We start from the raw sequence: 18,241 nt of genomic DNA on the forward strand, positions 1-18,241 counted from the left end.
GGACGTCGAGCAGGCGATATCGGCGCGCATCAACGCCTATGCCCACGCGCATGACATTCTGCTGCAGAAGAACTGGCTGTCTGCGACCATGGACACGATCGTCGGGGCGGCCGCGAGCAATCTCGGACTTGAGTCGGTCTCAGAGCAAGTGGTCCGCCAGGCACACTGAACCCCCAGGCCGCGTTAGCGTTCGCCCTGGTGCTACACGAGCTTGTCACGAATGCGACGAAGTACGGCGCCCTGTCGGGGGATTCCGGGGTGGTCGAAATCGAGTGGTCCCTGCGTCGAGAAGCGGGCGGTGATCGCCTCGACGTCCGGTGGCGAGACCGCGGCGGCCCGACTGTGGAAGCTCTGAAAAGGAGGGGCTTCGGCTCCCGGCTCATCTATTCCAGCCTGTCTGCTTTCGGAAATGTCGCTGTTGATTATGCCCCGAAGGAACTGATACTCAGCCTCGACGCATCGCTCCAGAGCCTGCAAGATCAAAATTGCTCCGACTCTCCGACGTAGAACAGCGTGGTGCCGACCCTACAGATCAGGGTCCGTACAAGCGAGAAAGATGACGCCAACCACTCCGAACCACTGATGGGATTCTTCGCTAAGGCTTAGTGTCCGGCGAAGACCGTTCAGTGGAAGGTAGGCTCGCTCGCGACGCGATGCGTTCTTGCGCGGGCGTTTTTGGCTGCCATAGACAACGCATCCGCTATTCTTTCGGGGCAGGTCGGCTTGCTGATGGCAGGTCGCCCCTTCGGGTTTTCGATAAGGCCGGGGTTCACGGTAAAATACACCACCCCAAGTCCGAATCCAGAAAAGAGGGCTCGGGCGATCGACGGCCCGGTGAGCCCATCCCCCAGCCGGACGTCGATGATGGCGATGTCGGCCACCGAGCCGAGCTCCAGCGCCTCAGATTTGTTTCCCGCGATGCCCGCGATTTCGAATCCGGCGTCGATCGCGACATCCTCGATCGCCAGAGCAATTCCCAGTTCGTCTTCGACTATGAGCAGGCGCATGTTTCGTCTCCGGGGATGGCTCCAAAATCGGCACGGCACCCTCTGGCGTCGTCAATCGAAAACACTCCCCACCACAACCGGTTCCACGCGTAAGACTTGAGTCGCAGCCATCCCCAACCTAGGTCCGAGGTCGTCCGAGACCCGCCGACGACATGCAGGCGGCGCACCATGAGGCATGTTCATTTATAAGAATTCTGATATCTTCCGCGTTCGAACGGGAGTGAGCGTTATGTTTACCGCGAGTTTGATTCCGGAAGCCTATTACTGGGCGCGTTCAGCAAAGCACTTCGACGGGAAGCTCACTGTTGTGCAAGTCTCGACTGTCTTCGGAGAAGATCCCATCTATTGGACCCTTGCACTACTGGGCACAGACCAGCACGCAATGCCTTGCGATTTCGAGATCATCGGACCATTGGTGCTCCCGGACGAGAATCCCATGCGGCATGCCGCCGAGTAGTGTGTTCCTCCGGCTGCAGGCGAACGCCATCGCGAAGGACTCCCACGTCGGGCGATGAGAAGAGGGCAGCACGACTGAGTGGACCGACGGTCTCGCCCGGTCCGGGCTCGGGAAGCGGTGGCGGGAAGCTCGATCTAGTCGGGAGGACTCGGTCCACCTTCGGCGACGTTGACCACCAAGGTTCGGTCATCGGTTCCTGTGACGACGAAATCGACCCGATAGGTCTCGCCGCCATATGACAGCTCGACGCCTTCGCATGACCACCGGGCGACGTTCGGATCAACGTCGAGAAGACAGGCAAAGTCGCGGGAGTCCTGGCTCCGTAAGAACAGAGGCCCGGCGCGCTTGATAGTGGCGAGCGGATTATAGAAGCGAGGAGGCTGGTTCGCGGGACGACATCGCCCGGCGGCCTCTCGTAGGGAATGCTCTTCATGGCACCCTCGAAACACTACGGAATGGCGGACGCCGAACTATGTCCGGCAGTCGGTCAACGTGTCAGTGCCCAGGCGTAGCGAGCGATGTAAAACACGATAGCGAGAACGGATAGAGAACGGAAGACGCGGCGTCAAGGATCTTTCACCAGGATCGATTTTTTCTTTCACGCGAGTTGGTCCTTCTTCTCGCCGCGCCAATAGCTGTCGATGATATGACGACCGTTGCCCAAGATGCGCTCGCCCAGTTCGGGGTCGCCTCCTTGCAAGGTCTCGGGATCCCCACCGCATAGACGGACGAACGCAACCTGCTGGACGGTGAAGGTGAAGTAGTCTTGGTGGGTGGGTTCGAAGGCCAGCCTGGCGTCCCTGATGCCGTTCTCGACCTCGGCAGCAGCGTCAGAGATCGCCTTGAAGACGGTGTCGAGCATCCTGCGTTCGGCCGCCTCCCTTATTCCGAGGAAGCGTCTCTGATCGGGTGATGGCGGCGTGCAGGTGTTCTCGGTCATCGTCATCCTCTTTCACGTCAATCAGATATCGCGAGCCTCGTGAAGCACGCGCGGTGGCTATGCTTGCCTGGTATCGCGCACCGGTTTATGAATGCGCCTCCAAAAACCAGAGCATCGGAGAAGTTGGTGGCAAACGGCACGGTAAAGTTTTTCAATCAGGACAAGGGCTTCGGCTTCATCACGCCGGACAACGGCGGTCAGGACGTCTTCGTTCACATCTCTGCCGTTCAGGGCGGATCGCTCCGCGACGGCCAGGCTGTCAGCTACGAGCTCGGCCAGGATCGCAAGACCGGGAAGTCCAAAGCCGAGAACGTCCGGCCAGCCTGATCGCGGCCAACAAAAAAGGCCGGGGCGAAATCGCACCGACCTTTCATTCGTCTACCTATCCCTGCCAGTACATCCGTGGTCAAAGCAAGTCGACGAGGCATCGCGAGCGGCACTATTTCCAGCGCTCATCAGCTATGCCGATGGACGGTATGTAGTGGCGCAATCTGTCGATATCAAGGCAGATGTCTCATCTACCTGTTCGCTGACGGAGCGCCGCCGTTCCCTGGACTTCGCCGCGCTCCTTGCAGCGCGCAGCTCCTCGATCGTCGGCTGCCACCATCCATCCCCGCATTCTCTCGTATTCTCCCGGCTGCGCTCTCGCCGGCCACGTATGAACGAGTTCTTCAAGCGTCGCCGCCCTCCGTCCGGCCCAGACATGCTCGTCGTCCGCATCTGGATGATGCTCGGCAACAGACCGGCCGCTCCAATGGCGGGAGATCGTCGCTCGGGACAGGCAGACGCTTCCTCCGTTCGGACGTCCTGCGCTTTGTCTTCGCCTCTTCTTCCGTACCGTTGCGCGCCCTCCTCGGGATCGACGAGCTCGCCTGTTGTCTCTGTCAGGACGATAATCCCGTCGACAGTCGTGGCGTAGTCCGTTGATCACGGACGACTTGCGGAGTGCTTTAGGCACCTTGTAACCTGCTATTTTCTTCGGAATGCTGTTTTTCTTTGCCATTTCGACCTCCCTTCCCGCGAGCCAAAACGCCCGGTCATCCGGATCGTTTTCCTGTAACCGCAGCAATCTTGGGAAACTGAAGGAAAGACCAGAGATGGCCACTAAATTGAACGCGAGCTTCTCGTTACAGATGGTTAGGAAGGTTGCTCCCATGGTCCGGACGGTGAACGGGCAAAGCGCTGACTAAAGCGTTTTTGAGACTACAACCCCAACCCTCTTCAGGCCCCATAGTCGCAGCAATTCAGCTGGAGCCGAGATCTCTGCCGCGATGACGTAAGGGTCTCCGGAGAATCTCGAGCTCGTGGCGTCTGGCGTCTTGATTGGGAGCCCGTGCCCCATGTTCCTGACCGAATAGAAAGCTAACTTCAGACCGTCTGCGGCCCGCCACGACTGCAATCTGCCCCATGGTTTTTCCTCCGCACGTCCGCTTCTGTCGGCGATGCCCTGGACTTCGAGCCACTGAGCGACGCATGCAAGGGCGTTGGCCGGGTTCACGGTCCGATCGTCCATGCCCTGCCAGATGGCTATCGGCGGCCACTGCTTGATCTCGGAGGAGATTTCCGTGACGGGTCGCCCCCAGCCACCAGGCGGGGGCGTCGCGCCCGACTTCATCGCTCGTAACGCGGACATCGCATCTCGGGCCGATCCGAGGGGCATGCCGGCGATGATCGCGGCGCCTGCAAACAGTGCCGGATAATTGGCAACGAGCGCGCCCGTCATCGCCCCGCCTGCAGACAGACCTGTGACAAAGATCCTCGAGCGGTCGATGCGATGTTTTTCGCATGCATGTTCGATCATCTGCCGGATGGAGAGCACTTCTCCTCGGTCTCTGGCGACGGCGCTCGGGCGGAACCAGTTGAAGCATCGCTGCGAATTATTGGCGCTCCTCTGCTCGGGATAAAGGAGAACGAAACCGCGTTCCTTTGCGAGCCTAGAGAAGCCGGCGGCACCATCCAGGCTTTCGGGTGTCTGCCGGCAGCCATGAAGGACGACCACAAGCGCCGGGCGTTTCGGCAGCCGTGCTGCCGGCACGAAGGTTTTCATGATCAGCCGGCCGGGATTGCTTCCAAACGCGGTCGTCTCGACCAGAACCGGTTTCGCGGCACGCGGTGTCGGCCTCGCGCGTTTCGCCTTGTTTCCAGGCGCCTTGAAGGCCTTCTCGAGCAGCCTGCTGAACTTCTTCTGGGATTTGAGGGCACGCGCCAGTGTTTTGCCGAAGCCGAACTTCATACGCCCGTCGCCTCGAGCCGCGACAACTGCGTCCGCAGGCCCGGCTGCGCGGCTTTACGACTTGCATCCTTCAACAGGAACCACTGCGTCTTGCGAAATCCCGCTTCAGGAAACGTCGCGGCAATCCTGGAAACTTTCAAAAGATGAACGGTGACCGTGTAGCGGTTCGTACTACTGTCCTTTTGATAGGCAAAGCTGCCGACGGGGGTGCTGTCGACGTCACCGATGAACGCCTCCCTCAAGGCCGTCGCGCTACTCGTTTCGCGGCTCTCGATATGGCCTTTCGGAACGCCCCATCGACCGTTGCGTCGACTGCCGACCAAAAGCACTTCGAGACGTCCCTTCGCATTTCGTCGATAACAGATGGCGCCTGCCTGCGCGACATCGAGGCCGGTGTCATCGGTCAGAGCTTGGTTTTGTGTTGACTCCTGCACCATGAACGGCCTCCGATACGGCTCGCAAACTAGGGTGATGACACTGGCGGGTCCAGTTTTTTTCGTCTTACATTTGCGAAACTTGAACATGCCGCGGGGTTTCGGCGTTGGCGATGGTCAATCGAGAGATGCCAAGTTGTCCCGCCAGGCTTGAGACATCCCACCCTACCACTCGGCCCCGATCTGAGCTCGAGTAGGAGGCTTTTCTTCGCCGACGTCAGACGTGTGCGTTTCCTGTCCTCAAACGGTCGGGACGGTGCCACCGTCGACCACCAGCTCCGTGCCATGGATTGAGGAGGCGCGTTCGGACGCCAGGAACGCGATGGCTTCGGCAACCTCATATGGCTCGGCCCCGCGTCCGATCGGGATTCCGCCGATCCAGCCCATAACGGCTTGCCGCGCTTCCTCGTACGTGCCGCCATTGGCAGTCTGCATACTCTTCACCAACTCGACGGCACCCTCTGTCATGATCCAGCCGGGGCAGACGATGTTGACCCGCACACCCTTTGAACCGAGTTCTTTGGAAATGGACTTGCTGTAGGTCCTCAGAGCCGCCTTGGCGGCGGCATAGGCCGTGGTCGACTCGGGAAGGGGCAGCACCGACTGAGTCGAGGTAATGTGCACCACCGCGCCATTGCCCCGCTCAATCATCTGCGGGATCAGCAGGCGATCAAGACGAACCGTCGCTAGAAGGTTCAGGTTCAGTTCCGAGAGCCAGATTTCGTCTGTCAGCGCGACAAAGCCGCCGGGCGGCATGGCCGATCCCCCGAGATTGTGGGCCAGAATATCGATCCCGCCAAAACGCTCTAGCGCTGTCTTAGCCAAGGCTTCCCCGCCCTCGGCTGTAGTGAGATCCGCCTGGACGAACTCGGCGCCTTCGATGGGCTCAGCGGCTCCTCGGGCTGCAGTAATTACGCGAGCGCCGCCAGCCACGAAACGTTCCACGGCAGCGCGGCCTAGGCCTTTGGTGCCGCCGCTGACAAGTACGCGTTTTCCGGCGAATTCGGTCGGATTGGATTGCAGGCTCATATGGTTACCTCCAGAAATTTGATGGTGTCGTTTTCAAGCTCGAAACGGTAGGTGAAGCGGAGCGGGCTGCCCGGGAAGTCGCCATGCGCGGGGCCTTCAACTACGATCTGCCGACCTTCGTGGCGAACCGTGTCGGGAGTGAAGATCGCCTTGACCGGGATCACAGCCTCTTCGATCAGCTTGCGCACGGCGGCACGGCCCTGGAGGCGCTCTCCGACTTCCACGAAGACCGCGTCCTCAGCGAAGGGTTTCAACATGCCTTCCACATCGAGGCGTGCGTTAGCCTCGACGTAGGCAGCGATGGGTTCGGGCAATTCAATAGGCATTCAGCGGCTCCCTTGACATGATCACGTCAAAGTACGGATTAATGCCTCCTGCGATAACCGGGCCAATCCGGGACGTCGCATTGCGAAAAGCGGGACAATAGCAGAAGCAGTCTATCCAAATTTGATGCCGGCTTTGCGATTACGATGCATTCCGCCGGAGCGGGCCGCATTTCGCGACCCGGAAGCCGTCCGATAGGATGTTAGGCGGGATAATCGAGGATGAGACGTTACGAAAAGGGGGAAAAATGACGCGGTCCGCACTTGCCGATCTTGATGCTGTTCTTAGCATCGCACGGCTCGGGTCGTTCAGGGCTGCCGCCTTGGACCTCGGCATATCGACGACAGCCTTGAGTAATTCCATAGCGAAACTCGAACAGCGCCTCGGCATACGTCTGTTCAACAGGACGACGCGAAGCGTATCGCTCACCGATGCGGGAAAGACGTTCGTCGAGCGGGTCGGGCCGGCGGTGACCGACATACACGACGCCATGCTGGCGGCGCAGTCGCTTCAGGCAGTTCCCACGGGCACATTGCGCATCAACGCATTTGCCACGGCAGCTCGCGAAGTGATGGAGCCGCTCATCCTTTCGTTTCTGCAACGCTACCCACAGGTGCATGTCGATCTGGTCACGGAAGGGCGGATCGTCGATATCGTCGCGGCCGGTTTCGACCTCGGCCTGCGGCCTGCCGACCTGGTCCCGGCCGATATGATCGCCGTGCCTCTGGGCCTGAAGCGCAGCAATGCCGTCGTCGCCTCGCCGGAGTTCCTCTTCAAGCACGGTAGGCCCCTGGTTCCAACCGACCTTTACCGGTTTCGCTGCATCCGTGCGCGTCTTCCCAACAACGCGCTGTTCCGGTGGAAATTCGAAAAGGACGGGAACGCGGTACAGATTGATGTGCAGGGCTCTATCACGCTCGACGAGCCGAGCTTGGTTAAAATAGCTGCGTGGCACGGAGTTGGATTGGGATACGTCATGGAAGCAGACGTGCGCGAGGACATTGCGGCCGGCCGGCTTGTGCGCCTTCTGGAAGACTGGACACCAGCTCTGGCACCGTTGGCATTATATTATCCCGGAAGGAAAAACCCACCAGCTGCCTTCACCGCGTTTATCCAAGCTGCCCGCGAGTTCGCAAAGGCGTGAAGTTCTGGCGAACAACGGTCGTTATTCCAAGGGTTGGTCGACCGGCGGATTCCTAGCTCTTGTGGCATAAAGTCGTTATTTTGGAACATCCGCTGCTTCTGGTTCCGCCATTAGCTGCCGACCAAGATGGCTCAGCGCGCAAATTGCTGTATGTGATCTGCTCCTGCTCAAAGTCATGCCAGTCGCACGACGAAACAATCAGCTTTTCTACCAGACCACCCCTCTGGAAAAATTGTAAACTTCGTGCTACATATCCGACCAATCTGTAGTGCGAAGGTGGCAAATGCCGACACCTCATAACCCTCCGGCCGCTGTGCGGCGCGCGCTGCGCAAACTGGGCGCAGACATCCACGACGCACGTCGACGTCGCCGCCTGCCTATGGCGGTAGTAGCCGAACGTGCCTTCACCTCACGCTCAACGCTTCAAAAGATCGAGGCCGGCGACACCAATGTCAGCATCGGCATCTATGCAGGCGTCCTCCAGGCACTCGGCCTGCTAGATGGGCTAAGCCAAGTCGCCGACATCAGTAACGACAGCGTCGGCCAGGCTCTGGCCAGTGCGGAGTTGCCCAAGCACGCTCACCCAAAGCGATCGCCGGGATCGTCACGCGATGGCTGATTTTGAAATTCATCTCAACCTTCACGGCCGCACACGTCCAATCGGGCTGGCGCGGAGCAATCGCGTCCGTGGTGCCGAAACGATCATGTTTGAGTATGACCGTGCCTGGCTAGAGGACCCCGACCGCTTCTCGCTGGAGCCCGCTCTAGCTCTGAGCCGGGGAGCGTTCGCCCCACCCGCCGGCCTCGCAACATTTGGCTCTATTGGCGACTCAGCACCCGATACCTGGGGCCGACGTCTCATGCAACGCTCGGAAAGGCGCATGGCTGAGCGCGATGGCCGGGCCGTTCGCACGCTGGCCGAAAGCGACTATCTGCTTGGCGTCGCCGACGAGACACGGCTCGGCGCGCTCCGGTTCCGCTGGGTTGGTGACGAGGAATTCCAGGCGCCGATCCGTGCCGGCGTCCCCGCCCTCATCGAGCTCGGCCGCCTGCTGCAGATCACCGAACGTATTCTGCGCGATGAGGAAACCGACGAAGACCTCCAACTTATCTTCGCGCCTGGCTCCTCGCTTGGTGGAGCGCGTCCGAAGGCTTCTGTTATCGATCAACATGGCCATCTCTCGATCGCCAAGTTTCCTAAGGAAACCGACGACTACAGCATGGAGACATGGGAAGAGGTCGCTCTGCAACTGGCTGAACAAGCCGGCATTGTCACGCCCCTCCACAAGCTCATCGACGTCGCCGGCAAGAAGATCATGCTCTCGCGTCGCTTCGACCGCGATGGTACTGTCCGGATCCCCTTCCTGTCCGCGATGGCGATGATGGGCGCAAAGGACGGCGAGCGTGGAAGCTATCCGGAGATCGTAGACGCCTTGGCCGAACACGGCGCGCAGGGAAAGACCGATGCGCACGCGCTTTATCGCCGCGTCGCCTTCAATGTGCTGATTTCCAACGTCGATGACCACCTGAGGAATCACGGCTTCCTGTGGCTCGGCAAAGCCGGCTGGTCGTTGTCCCCTGCCTATGACCTCAATCCAGTGCCTACTGACGTCAAGGCGCGCGTCCTGACGACCAACATAGATCTTGATGAAGGCACCTGCTCACTTGATCTGCTGGAAGAAACTGCCGGGTTCTTCGCCCTCACGCTCGCCCAGGCTCGCGCAATCATTAAGGAAGTCGCGACCTCCACCGCAACGTGGCGCGAGACCGCAAAGGCGGTCGGCGCGCGGTCAGCCGAGATCAACCGTATTGCCAGTGCGTTCGAGCACGATGATTTGCAGCGAGCGCTAGCCCTATGACGAGAACCTTCCTATACAGTTTCGATCCGTCCTCGGCCAGCCCGGGAGCAACGCGCGAAGCTTGCCCCAAAGCTTCGGCGCTGTGCCATCTGGCGTAGTGAACCTGCGAAGTCTGAATGACGCACGGTTCGTGAGAGATGCGCTGACCTCCCCCAAAAACGTGGTGATTGTGGGTGCCGGTCTGATCGGAGGACGTGGCGTCAACGCTTGCGAGCATCGGATGTCGTGTAGCTCTCGTCGAGTTTCAGAAGTGCGTCATGGCTCGCTCATGCTCGCCACATATGGCTACGGAGATCGAGCGCCTCCATCGCACCGCTGGCGTCGAAATCACCTTGAGGCCGGAATAGATCCACGTGAAGGCGGGCCGACTAGTAGGCGTTACACTTACGAACGGGCTAAGGCTGGACCGATCCTAAACAGCAAGCTGTTCCACAGCAAAGGACAGATCTTGGGGCCGCCTTAATAAAGCTTTTGGGAAACGCGCTCCGCCATGAAATCAATGAAGGCACGAACTGTCAATCAGCGTCCAAAATTGGGTCTGACGCAATCTCGATGACATCAGGGCGCTCCGACAATACGTGCTTCGAGCAGATCCAGCTTTCCGCGGCCGTACATCTGCCGCTTGATGAGTTTGAGCTTGGTGATCTGGCCCTCAGTCTGGCCGTTCGACCACATCGAAGTTATTGCATTCTGGACCGCTGCCCGGTCGCGGATGACGCCGTTGGCGAATGACGCGACCAGGCTTCTTGCCGCGCGGTCGATCCAAGGTTCCAGATTATCTTTAGACTTGCTGCGCAGCATTTTGTGGAAGCTCTCGACGACATCCCTGGCCTCGACAAGATCCGGTAGCCTCTCTTCGATGGCGGCGACTGTCATCGTTTGAGCCGTGGTCAGGTTGTTGCGTTCAAGCGTCATCAGGCGGACGATAGTGCGTGCGGCCGGCGCATGTCCGAGTCCGTTCTCGGCCTTTTCGGCACGCCTTCGCCGCGTTGCCCATTCGGTGACAACACGGAGACCGCCGCCGAAGCCAGCCAACCGAAGCTGCCGCCAAAGTTCAGCGCCGTTCCGCAATCCGGCGTCCCATTGCGCTTCAAGCCAAGGGAGATGCGGTTCCAGGGAAGTTTGCCGGATCCGAAAGATGTCGGTCCGCTGACCACGGACGACACTGCGAACCAGCTTTCGGCTGTGCCCGGTTCTGCGCACGATCTCCTTGATGGATACGCCTTCGCTGACGAGACCACGGATGACGGCGTTTGCCTCTTCACGCCGCAGATATCCCTCATATTGCAGTCGCTCGGCGGCTGTCAGAAGCTTTGGATTTACAGTTGCTGTGCCGATTGCAATGCGGACCTGCCGCATCGACTTGCGAACGGCGTCAAGAAAGGCGTGGCTGGCGTTTTCCATCAGATGCCAGCGGTCGGCGACCTGTTCGGCGTGTGGCAGGGCTTGTGCAGCGGCCTGCGCATACCCGCCGCCGCGGTCTCGTGCGACGATTTCGATCTGCGGCTGCTCGACCAGCCAAGCCTTTGCGGTCGAGGGTTCTCGGTCGGGCAACAACGCGATCGTCTTTCGCCGTTCCAGATCGCAGATGATAGTGCCATATCGGTGATTGCGACGCCACGCCCAGTCATCAATGCCGATGACGGCTGGCGGCGGCGGTGGTGGGCGATCATATCGGCGAACGGTTCGAAGCAGCGTGTCATTGCTAACCGGTAACCCGAGACGATCTGCGAACCGTGCTGCTGGCCGACCACCCAATGCCAAAGCGAGATGGTGAACCAAGGTCTCCAGGCGCGCTGTCCGGCGGGCCATGGGTCGGATCACGCCATTACCGAAACGCTCGGCGAAAATCTTTCGGCGGCAATGGACGACATTGCAGACGAAGCGTCGGACCGTCAGGTGCAATTTGATCCTTCGGCCCGCACACGGCAGATCGGTAATAATCCGAGAATAGCGACTATGAACACGATGGGAGGTCGTGCCGCATTCGGGACACCTGCAACCTCGGGACTGACCATGTGCGGTGACGACGATCACATCGGGTCTGTGATGCACTGCCTCCACGTTCAACTCGGCAGGGATTAAATCGGAAGGCTGAAAATAGGCTCCCATGGCGCTGATTCTCCTTCAAGAACCAGGCCAGTAGAATCCGAAACATCATCGAGAATGAGTCAGACCCAAAATTGGACGCCGATTACCCCGCCAAGGGGGTCAAATTTGCACGCCGAAACACACACGCGAGGCGATCCGAACGATTGTCGAAGCCGAGGCACTGGTTGTTGGGTCACCAACCTACAAAGGAAGCTATACAGGTTTGTTCTAACATGTCGTAGATCTGCTCGATCCGTCAGACTTGCGGGGTAAACCGATCGTGCTAACAGCGACGGGCGGCGGGGATCGGCATTCCCTCGTTGTCGAGCACCAGTTGCGCCCCCTCTTCGCGTTCTTCGAGGCTTTTGTTCTGCCGACGGCGATCTATGCCTCAGCTCGTGATTTTAGCAACGGCGCACCCTCACCCGCCATCCTCGACCGCGTCGACCAGGCGCTTGCGGAAGCGTCCTTGCTTTTAAGCGCACGCTCGATCTCGGCTGCAATAGCGGCTGAATAGGCCAGCCTTGCGTTGGTTTCATTGCCGTAAAATTTGATGCCACGAACTCGACGACCGGTTTGCAGGCTCGCCGGCGAAACGAAGGCGGTGACCTGCGAGCACTTCAGCTCCATATACGAACCGCGGATGTTGAGATCGGCGATGCCAACATAGCGACCTATTATGTGGCTACCGAGATATTCCTTTGATGAAAGCGCAATGAATGCCCGAAATCCCGATCCGCGCTCGCAGGCGATCTTCTTTCCTGAAGCGGTCGATTTAGACAGACATTCTATTGCCGAGAACAAATTTGTATCGCTCTGGCCGGATAAAGAATTCCGACCATTCGGCGCAGGCGCCGTGATCAAAATATGAGGTTCGTTCGAGGACGAGCAAAACCGCATTCGCGGCAGCGCCGATCACGGATGAGATGCGAGGCGGCACTGCGCGCGCGCTGATGGCGATCTCGGCGGAGACAATATCGGCGCCGGCTTTGTCCTTGAGGAGCGCATAAGTCGGCCGTTGTTCGGCCGTTTTCAAATCCAGTTCCGACATGATGACGGGCAGGAGGCTTCGACCCAAGGCAATGGGCTCGTCGTCCACCATATGAAGACGCTCCAACAGCGCGCATTTTGCTCCGAACAACGAGACAAACGCCGGCGGCGTTTCAGTGGTGGTCAGTTCGACGATCCGCATCGTGGCATCGAAGCCCTGCACTTTCAGCGACTCGTGGAAACTGCGCAGGGTATCGATCTGATGGCGGACCTGCTTGCCGGCCACAAAAGTCCCCTTGCCTTTCCGGCGCTCGATCAGCCCGTCCTTATCGAGTTGATCGAGCGCGAGGCGGACGGTGACGCGGCTGACTTCGAAGCGCGCCATGATCTGCGCTTCCGACGGCAACCGCCCGGAGGGCTCGAATGTCCCATCGGCGATCTCGCGACGAAGGCGATCGGCGATCTGGAGATACATCGCCACCGGGTTGTTGCGTATCAGGCTCATCTATTTTCCATCGGGGTTAAAAAGACCACGGACTCTTGCGGCTTTGGAATAGCGTTCTCCTTTGCCGCCGGACAAGGAAAGGCTCCACGTTGATAGCCTGTATTATAATGTATTAAAACTGCGGGCAATTCCAACCCCAGACCGTTCGAACGCAATATGGCATCTGTTTCCCCAATTCGGCAGCATTCACCCGGCGCCACCTTCTCGGTGAATGGCATGGGTTTCGCCTATCCCGAAAGCCGACGCAGCATATTCGAAAAATTTTCGCTGGAAGCCCGTCCAGGAGAATTCGTCGCGATCCTCGGTCCGTCGGGCTGCGGCAAGTCGACACTGCTCAATCTATTGTCGGGCTTCCTGCGCCCGCAATCGGGTCATATCACCATAGACGGCGCGCCGGTTGCGCCGGAACATTCCGCACTCGGCTATGTCTTCCAGTCGCCCCACCTTTTCCCCTGGCTGAGCGTGCTGGAAAATGTCCGCTTCGGCCTCCGTATGAATCGCAGGGGATCGCCGCAAGAGCAAAGGGCGATCGCCCTGCATTTTCTGCGGCTTGTCGGCCTGGAAGAACAGGCGGAAGAGCCACCTCACCGATTGTCGGGCGGCCAACGTCAACGCGTAGCACTTGCGCGCTCGCTAGCGCTTGAGCCACGCCTTCTGCTCATGGACGAGCCTTTCGCAGCGCTCGACGCCATGACGCGCTCAGCCCTCAACGACGAACTGCTCCGCATCTGGTCGAGCTTGGGCAAGACCGTGCTGTTCATCACGCATGACATCGACGAAGCGATCTATCTGGCGGACCGGGTCCTGGTCCTCGGCCTGCCTCCGGCCGGCATCACGGCTGAAGTGCCAATCGGTTTGCCGCGTCCTCGCGACCAGCGAGCCACGCGAGCCAATCCTTTGTTCGCAGAACTGCGCGAACGCCTCGCCGAGCAGATCGCCATGGTCATGACCAGCAATCAACCCGCTACCTGAAGGGGACATCCGATGAAACGCATTCTACCTGCAGTCCTTTTCGCACTTGCTGCTGCCTGGCCCGCCGCGGCGCAGGAATCCCGGCCGCTTCGGATCGGCTGGGTCCAGGCCATGGCGAACGCGCCGGCTCTCATCGCCGAAGAGAAAGGCTACTTTCGGGAAGAGGGTTTGAACGTCGAGCTCAAGGGCTTTGGCGATGGCCCCGTCATTCAGCAGGCGGTGGCGGGAGGGGAAATCGACGTGGCCTATATCGGCGCCCCGCCCGTCTATCAATGGGCCGCGCGCGGGCTCGAAGCGAAGATCATCGCCAAGGTGAATTATGGCCAGGCAGCCTTGATCGCGAGGGCCGACGGCTCGATTCAGTCGCTCTCAGACCTCAGGGGCAAGAAGCTCGCCGGCGTCAACAGAGGAAGCGGCATGGACGTGCTGCTGCGCGGTTTCGTCCTGAAAGAGACTGCCGGTCTCAATCCGGACACTGACCTGCAACTATCGCAGATGCCGGTGGGCAACATGAACGCAGCGCTTGATACAGGCGTGGTGGATGCAGCCTTTTCATGGGAGCCCTTCATCAGTCAGTCGGTGCTCCGCGGCACAGGCCGTGTGGTCTTCGACGTGAACGGCGCCCTGCCCGGTTATCCGTGGTATGTCGTGGCAGCACCTGCAAAAACGCTGAAGGAGCGTCCGGACGATCTCGTCAAGCTGCTGCGGGCCAATGCCAAGGCCATCGCCTTTCTCCGTGAGCAACCAGCAGAGGCCAATCGGATCATCGCCCGCAGTTTCAAGCTGGAATCTGTGAAGGCTGCGGATGGAAGCGTCGTTCCGCCGGAAGCGATCGTCGCAGAAGCCAGGAAACGCCTTGGCTGGTCCGCCGAGATCGAACCATCCGACCGCGCCTTCATCCAGCGGCTCATCAATTACTCCGTCGATCTCGGCATTCTCAATAAGCCATTGAACGTCGATGACATCATTGACGACAGTTTTGCCGCGAAAGCGGCCGCTCAGCAGTGAGATCCGATCGATGAAGACATTGACAGCGCGGCGGCGTTTTCCGCAGCCGTCCTGGCGCTGGGCAGCGCTTCCCTTCCTGCTTGCCGTGTGGTGTCTCGCAGCCAGCAGGGTTCCGTCTTATGTGCTCCCACAGCCCTGGGAAGTGGCAGCCGAGGGACTGCGCTGGATCCAGTCCGGCGAACTCGGCCGCCAGTTTCTGGCCAGCTTGTTGCGTGAGTTCGGCGGCTTCGGAGCGGCGATCCTCGCGGCCCTTCTCATCGGCGTGTCTGCTGGACTCTGGCGGCCCTTCCGTGAGTTCGCCCAGCCGCTGCTCGCTCTGTTCATGGCGATCCCACCAATCGCCTGGGCGCCGCTGTCGCTGATCTTCTTCGGCCTCGGATATCTCTCGATCGCCGTTGTCATCTTCATCGCGTCGGCCTTTCCGATGGCGGTGACGATCCAGGAAGGCGTGCTGTCGATCGGCAGTGGGGAGGTGCGCGCAGCGCGCATCTTGGGCGCCAAACGGTTTCAACTGCTGGCCTATGTGTATTTTCCTGCCTCCCTCCCCTTCCTGACCGCCGCTTTGCGCATCGGCTTTGCCCAGGCGTGGCGCGCGCTGGTGGCGGCTGAGATGATCGGCGCCTCCCAAGGGATCGGCTGGATGGTCGCAATGGGTGGGCAGGTCGGCAATTCGGCGCAGGTGCTTCTCGGCATCACGCTGATCGGACTGACGGCGTGGCTCATGGAGAGCCTCGTATTTCAACGGATAGAGCGCCGCTACGAAGGCTGGCGCGGACAATAACGGACTTTTCCCATGACAGAGACTTTGCAGCACAACGCATCCGACGCCGCACATTCCCCAGCCGGCCTTGCCGCCTACTTCGACACGCTTCCGTTCCTCGGACGGCTCACCTGCCAGAGACAGACGCTGACCGCCGGCGAGTGGACCGAACTGGAACTCGTCTATGAGGTCGGTGCTGTCGGCCTTGCCGATGGCGCATGGCTGAAGCTGGCCTTCAAATTCTATTCCGATTGGGCACTGTTCCAGACAACGGATCCGACGGGCGCCAACTATGTTTCTGCCGAATATCATGCCGGTCCGCTGGTTGCCGGTCAAAGTCCGGCGACGGTGCAGGCGCTGAAAGTACGCTTCGACCAGAAGGGACACGAGCGTCCTTTCCAGAAAGCCGTTATCATCGATGTTGTCGATGGTTATATCAACCCCGGCGACAGGATCGTCATTCGTCTCGGTGATCGACGACAGGGCGGCGCCGGTACTCGGGTGCAGACGTTCGTCGAGAAAGCATTCCGGTTCCGGCTGTTCATAGATCCGCTGGGCAGCTCGAAATTTGCTGAGGTGCCGGGCGACTGCAAGCTCGAAATCCTGGCCGGCCAGCCCCACGCCCTTCAAGTCATTGCGCCGCGCCTTGTTGGCCTCGGCGAAACCTTCGATGCGATCGTACGCGTCGACGACATATGGGGGAATACCTGCCGCGACCGCGATCTGCGGGGCACGATCGTAGTCACCGCTCCGGACGCGACCCAACGCACGCAGCCGATCGCGCTGGCTGCCGATGACTGGACATTCGCGCGCATTTCCGGCCTTTCCTTCACCGAAGCCGGCGAGTCGAAACTGGAAGCACGGCTAGACGACGAACCTTTCGTCGCCGCAACCGTCGCCTATGTGCAGAGCGAAGAAGGCGCCTTGCGTCCTCTTTACGCGGATCTGCACGTCCATTCCGACGACACGGTTGGAACCAACGACGCGACGTACAACCTCACCTATGGACGAGACATCGCCGGGCTTGACGTGGTGGGCTACACTGTCAACGACTTCAACATCACCGAAGTGAATTGGGACAAGGCCGTGGAAATCATCCATGGCCTCAACGAGCCCGGCCGCTTCGTCTGCTATCCGGGCACCGAATGGTGCGGCAACTCCGCAGCCGGCGGCGACCGAAATGTTGTCTTCCTACGCGACGGCAAACCGCGCTTCCCGTTTGACAACGAGGGTCGGTCTCTTCGCTCTTTCGAATGGAACGAGACGACGGCCGGAACGATCCGACCCGGTGTGTGGCCTGTAGACCGGCTCCATGCCGCCTATGAGGATGATCCGGAGGGCCATTTGCTGATCCCGCATGTCGGCGGCCGACGCTGCATTCTGGATTGGAATCATCCGGAACTGGAGCGGCTCATCGAGATTGGCTCCGCCTGGGGACAATTCCATTGGCTTTACACCGAGGCGCTCGCGCGGGGATACAGGGTCGGCGCCTCCGCCGCCAGCGACGAGCACCAAGGCCGATGCGGCGGCGGCGCACCGGCGACCGGAACGTTCGGTTCGCGCGGCGGTCTGACGGGCGTCATCGCCGACCGCTTCGATAGGGCCGGCGTCGGCAGTGCGCTCAGGGCACGGCGCACCTTCGCCACGACCGGTGAACGCAGTTTTGCTGTTCTGTCCCAGGGAAAACATTTCATGGGCGAGGTGTTCCACGCTGAACCTGAGGCGCCACTCTCCTACCGTCTGCTCGGCCATGCCGGCTGGGAAGAGATTCAACTCTATGATGGCGATCGCCTCGTGTGGAGCCGCGATCTGCATGCGGAAGCTGGCCTCAGCGAACGCAGCGTGCGTGTTCGTTTCGGTGGCGCCCGCATCAAGGATCGCTACCGGGCAGCCTATTGGAGCGGCGCGGTCGCCGTGACCGGCGCGGCACTCCTGGCTGTTGATGGAGTCGGGTTCGACCATCCTGAACAGAGCGTGTGGCGCACGGGACTTGGAAAGCTCGGCTTTAAAACGGCAACGCACGGCGATGTTGACGGTATCGAGCTCAAGCTGTCCGACCTAAACAACGCTCACATCACGATTGTCGCCGACCTTCATGGCTACAGCAAGATCGGCGACCCGCTTCAGCCGCCACCGCATGTGCATGCGCCCGAAGCAAGGCTGGAAGTAAATGGGAAAGACTTGATCTCGAAGGGCTCGGTCACCCTCGATCTGCCGGGCGTCGAGCTGCGTCTTGTCGTGGAAAGGGTTACCGACCAACCGCTGCCGAGAGATCTTGCGGGTGAGATTTCGCTCAGCAAACTCGAACTCGATCCGGGACGAGAACATCCGTTGTTCCTGACGGCGCGTCAGCGCGACCAATCCCGCATCTGGACGTCTCCATTGTTCTTGATGCCCCATAGTTGATGCTGCTGGACTTCGTCGTGTCCCTATGAGCAAACCAGTGGCTTGATTGTCATGGTAAGCATGGTTAGAACAACGCCTACCG

At 60.0% G+C, this 18,241-nt stretch carries 18 protein-coding genes and 3 pseudogenes; 12 read left to right on the top strand and 9 right to left on the bottom strand.

Features of this window, described 5'->3' with window-relative positions; translation table 11 throughout:
* Positions 1-507: pseudogene (locus tag ATY29_RS08945) on the top strand (sensor histidine kinase); the annotation flags it as partial.
* A 116-nt stretch (positions 508-623) separates the two neighbouring features.
* On the opposite strand, the gene ATY29_RS08950 reads toward ATY29_RS08945, so the two are convergent.
* On the bottom strand, positions 624-1,007 hold the full coding sequence (locus ATY29_RS08950) for a response regulator (protein WP_097536073.1): 384 nt from the start codon (positions 1,005-1,007) through the stop codon (positions 624-626).
* 229 nt (positions 1,008-1,236) lie between these two features.
* Between ATY29_RS08950 and ATY29_RS08955 the strand changes: the two genes are divergently transcribed.
* Positions 1,237-1,464: a hypothetical protein gene (locus ATY29_RS08955; RefSeq protein WP_097536355.1), complete on the top strand. Its 228-nt coding sequence runs from the start codon at positions 1,237-1,239 to the stop codon at positions 1,462-1,464.
* 598 nt (positions 1,465-2,062) lie between these two features.
* Here ATY29_RS08955 and ATY29_RS08960 read toward each other — a convergent pair.
* Positions 2,063-2,404: a hypothetical protein gene (locus ATY29_RS08960; protein WP_097536357.1), complete on the bottom strand. Its 342-nt coding sequence runs from the start codon at positions 2,402-2,404 to the stop codon at positions 2,063-2,065.
* A gap of 126 nt (positions 2,405-2,530) precedes the next feature.
* Here ATY29_RS08960 and ATY29_RS08965 point away from each other — a divergent pair, with 126 nt between their 5' ends.
* A complete protein-coding gene (locus ATY29_RS08965; RefSeq protein ID WP_113431182.1) occupies positions 2,531-2,731 on the top strand; it encodes a cold-shock protein in 201 nt (66 codons plus the stop codon).
* Positions 2,732-2,863: 132 nt separating this feature from the next.
* On the opposite strand, the pseudogene ATY29_RS37585 reads toward ATY29_RS08965, so the two are convergent.
* The 5 genes and pseudogenes from ATY29_RS37585 to ATY29_RS08990 form a co-directional block, all read right to left on the bottom strand.
* A pseudogene (locus ATY29_RS37585) lies at positions 2,864-3,252 on the bottom strand (hypothetical protein); the annotation flags it as partial.
* Positions 3,253-3,590: 338 nt separating this feature from the next.
* On the bottom strand, positions 3,591-4,637 hold the full coding sequence (locus tag ATY29_RS08975) for an extracellular catalytic domain type 1 short-chain-length polyhydroxyalkanoate depolymerase (RefSeq protein ID WP_097536077.1): 1,047 nt from the start codon (positions 4,635-4,637) through the stop codon (positions 3,591-3,593).
* The gene (locus ATY29_RS08980) at positions 4,634-5,074 is read right to left on the bottom strand and encodes an NUDIX hydrolase (protein WP_097536359.1); all 441 of its coding nucleotides are present in this window, start codon (positions 5,072-5,074) and stop codon (positions 4,634-4,636) included. Before ATY29_RS08980 ends, ATY29_RS08975 begins: the two co-directional genes overlap by 4 nt.
* A 237-nt stretch (positions 5,075-5,311) precedes the next feature.
* Entirely contained in the window at positions 5,312-6,100 is a 789-nt protein-coding gene (locus tag ATY29_RS08985) for an SDR family oxidoreductase (RefSeq protein WP_097536079.1), read from the bottom strand.
* On the bottom strand, positions 6,097-6,426 hold the full coding sequence (locus tag ATY29_RS08990) for a nuclear transport factor 2 family protein (RefSeq protein ID WP_097536081.1): 330 nt from the start codon (positions 6,424-6,426) through the stop codon (positions 6,097-6,099). The genes ATY29_RS08985 and ATY29_RS08990 overlap by 4 nt, the downstream gene beginning before the upstream one ends.
* 245 nt (positions 6,427-6,671) lie before the next feature.
* Between ATY29_RS08990 and ATY29_RS08995 the strand changes: the two genes are divergently transcribed.
* The 4 genes from ATY29_RS08995 (at position 6,672) to ATY29_RS38505 (ending at position 9,774) form a co-directional block, all read left to right on the top strand.
* The gene (locus tag ATY29_RS08995; protein ID WP_097536361.1) at positions 6,672-7,568 is read left to right on the top strand and encodes a LysR family transcriptional regulator; all 897 of its coding nucleotides are present in this window, start codon (positions 6,672-6,674) and stop codon (positions 7,566-7,568) included.
* Between the two features lie 283 nt (positions 7,569-7,851).
* Positions 7,852-8,187, top strand: coding sequence for a helix-turn-helix domain-containing protein (locus tag ATY29_RS09000; RefSeq protein WP_003567985.1), 336 nt, complete (start codon positions 7,852-7,854; stop codon positions 8,185-8,187).
* Positions 8,180-9,427: a type II toxin-antitoxin system HipA family toxin gene (locus ATY29_RS09005; RefSeq protein WP_097536083.1), complete on the top strand. Its 1,248-nt coding sequence runs from the start codon at positions 8,180-8,182 to the stop codon at positions 9,425-9,427. Before ATY29_RS09000 ends, ATY29_RS09005 begins: the two co-directional genes overlap by 8 nt.
* Before the next feature lie 194 nt (positions 9,428-9,621).
* Positions 9,622-9,774 carry an NAD-binding protein gene (locus ATY29_RS38505; RefSeq protein ID WP_097536085.1) on the top strand — a complete coding sequence of 51 codons (153 nt, stop codon included), beginning with the start codon at positions 9,622-9,624 and terminating at the stop codon, positions 9,772-9,774.
* Positions 9,775-9,985: 211 nt separating this feature from the next.
* On the opposite strand, the gene ATY29_RS09015 is transcribed toward ATY29_RS38505, so the two are convergent.
* The gene (locus tag ATY29_RS09015) at positions 9,986-11,539 is read right to left on the bottom strand and encodes an ISL3 family transposase (protein WP_097536087.1); all 1,554 of its coding nucleotides are present in this window, start codon (positions 11,537-11,539) and stop codon (positions 9,986-9,988) included.
* Positions 11,540-11,672: 133 nt separating this feature from the next.
* Here ATY29_RS09015 and ATY29_RS09020 point away from each other — a divergent pair.
* A pseudogene (locus ATY29_RS09020) lies at positions 11,673-12,035 on the top strand (NAD(P)H-dependent oxidoreductase); the annotation flags it as partial.
* A gap of 258 nt (positions 12,036-12,293) precedes the next feature.
* On the opposite strand, the gene ATY29_RS09025 reads toward ATY29_RS09020, so the two are convergent.
* Entirely contained in the window at positions 12,294-13,013 is a 720-nt protein-coding gene (locus ATY29_RS09025; RefSeq protein ID WP_097536090.1) for a GntR family transcriptional regulator, read from the bottom strand.
* 156 nt (positions 13,014-13,169) lie between these two features.
* On the opposite strand from ATY29_RS09025, the gene ATY29_RS09030 reads away from it, so the two are divergent.
* The 4 genes from ATY29_RS09030 to ATY29_RS09045 are packed head-to-tail and all read left to right on the top strand — an operon-like array spanning position 13,170 to position 18,159.
* Complete coding sequence (locus ATY29_RS09030; RefSeq protein WP_244597379.1) at positions 13,170-13,985, top strand: ABC transporter ATP-binding protein; 816 nt, start codon at positions 13,170-13,172, stop codon at positions 13,983-13,985.
* A 12-nt stretch (positions 13,986-13,997) separates the two neighbouring features.
* On the top strand, positions 13,998-14,993 hold the full coding sequence (locus ATY29_RS09035; RefSeq protein ID WP_097536094.1) for an ABC transporter substrate-binding protein: 996 nt from the start codon (positions 13,998-14,000) through the stop codon (positions 14,991-14,993).
* 10 nt (positions 14,994-15,003) lie between these two features.
* Entirely contained in the window at positions 15,004-15,774 is a 771-nt protein-coding gene (locus tag ATY29_RS09040) for an ABC transporter permease (protein ID WP_097536096.1), read from the top strand.
* 12 nt (positions 15,775-15,786) lie between these two features.
* A complete protein-coding gene (locus ATY29_RS09045) occupies positions 15,787-18,159 on the top strand; it encodes a hypothetical protein (RefSeq protein ID WP_097536098.1) in 2,373 nt (790 codons plus the stop codon).
* Positions 18,160-18,241: the final 82 nt, after the last annotated feature.

Source organism: Rhizobium hidalgonense, from assembly GCF_002914525.1.
Taxonomy (GTDB): domain Bacteria; phylum Pseudomonadota; class Alphaproteobacteria; order Rhizobiales; family Rhizobiaceae; genus Rhizobium; species Rhizobium hidalgonense.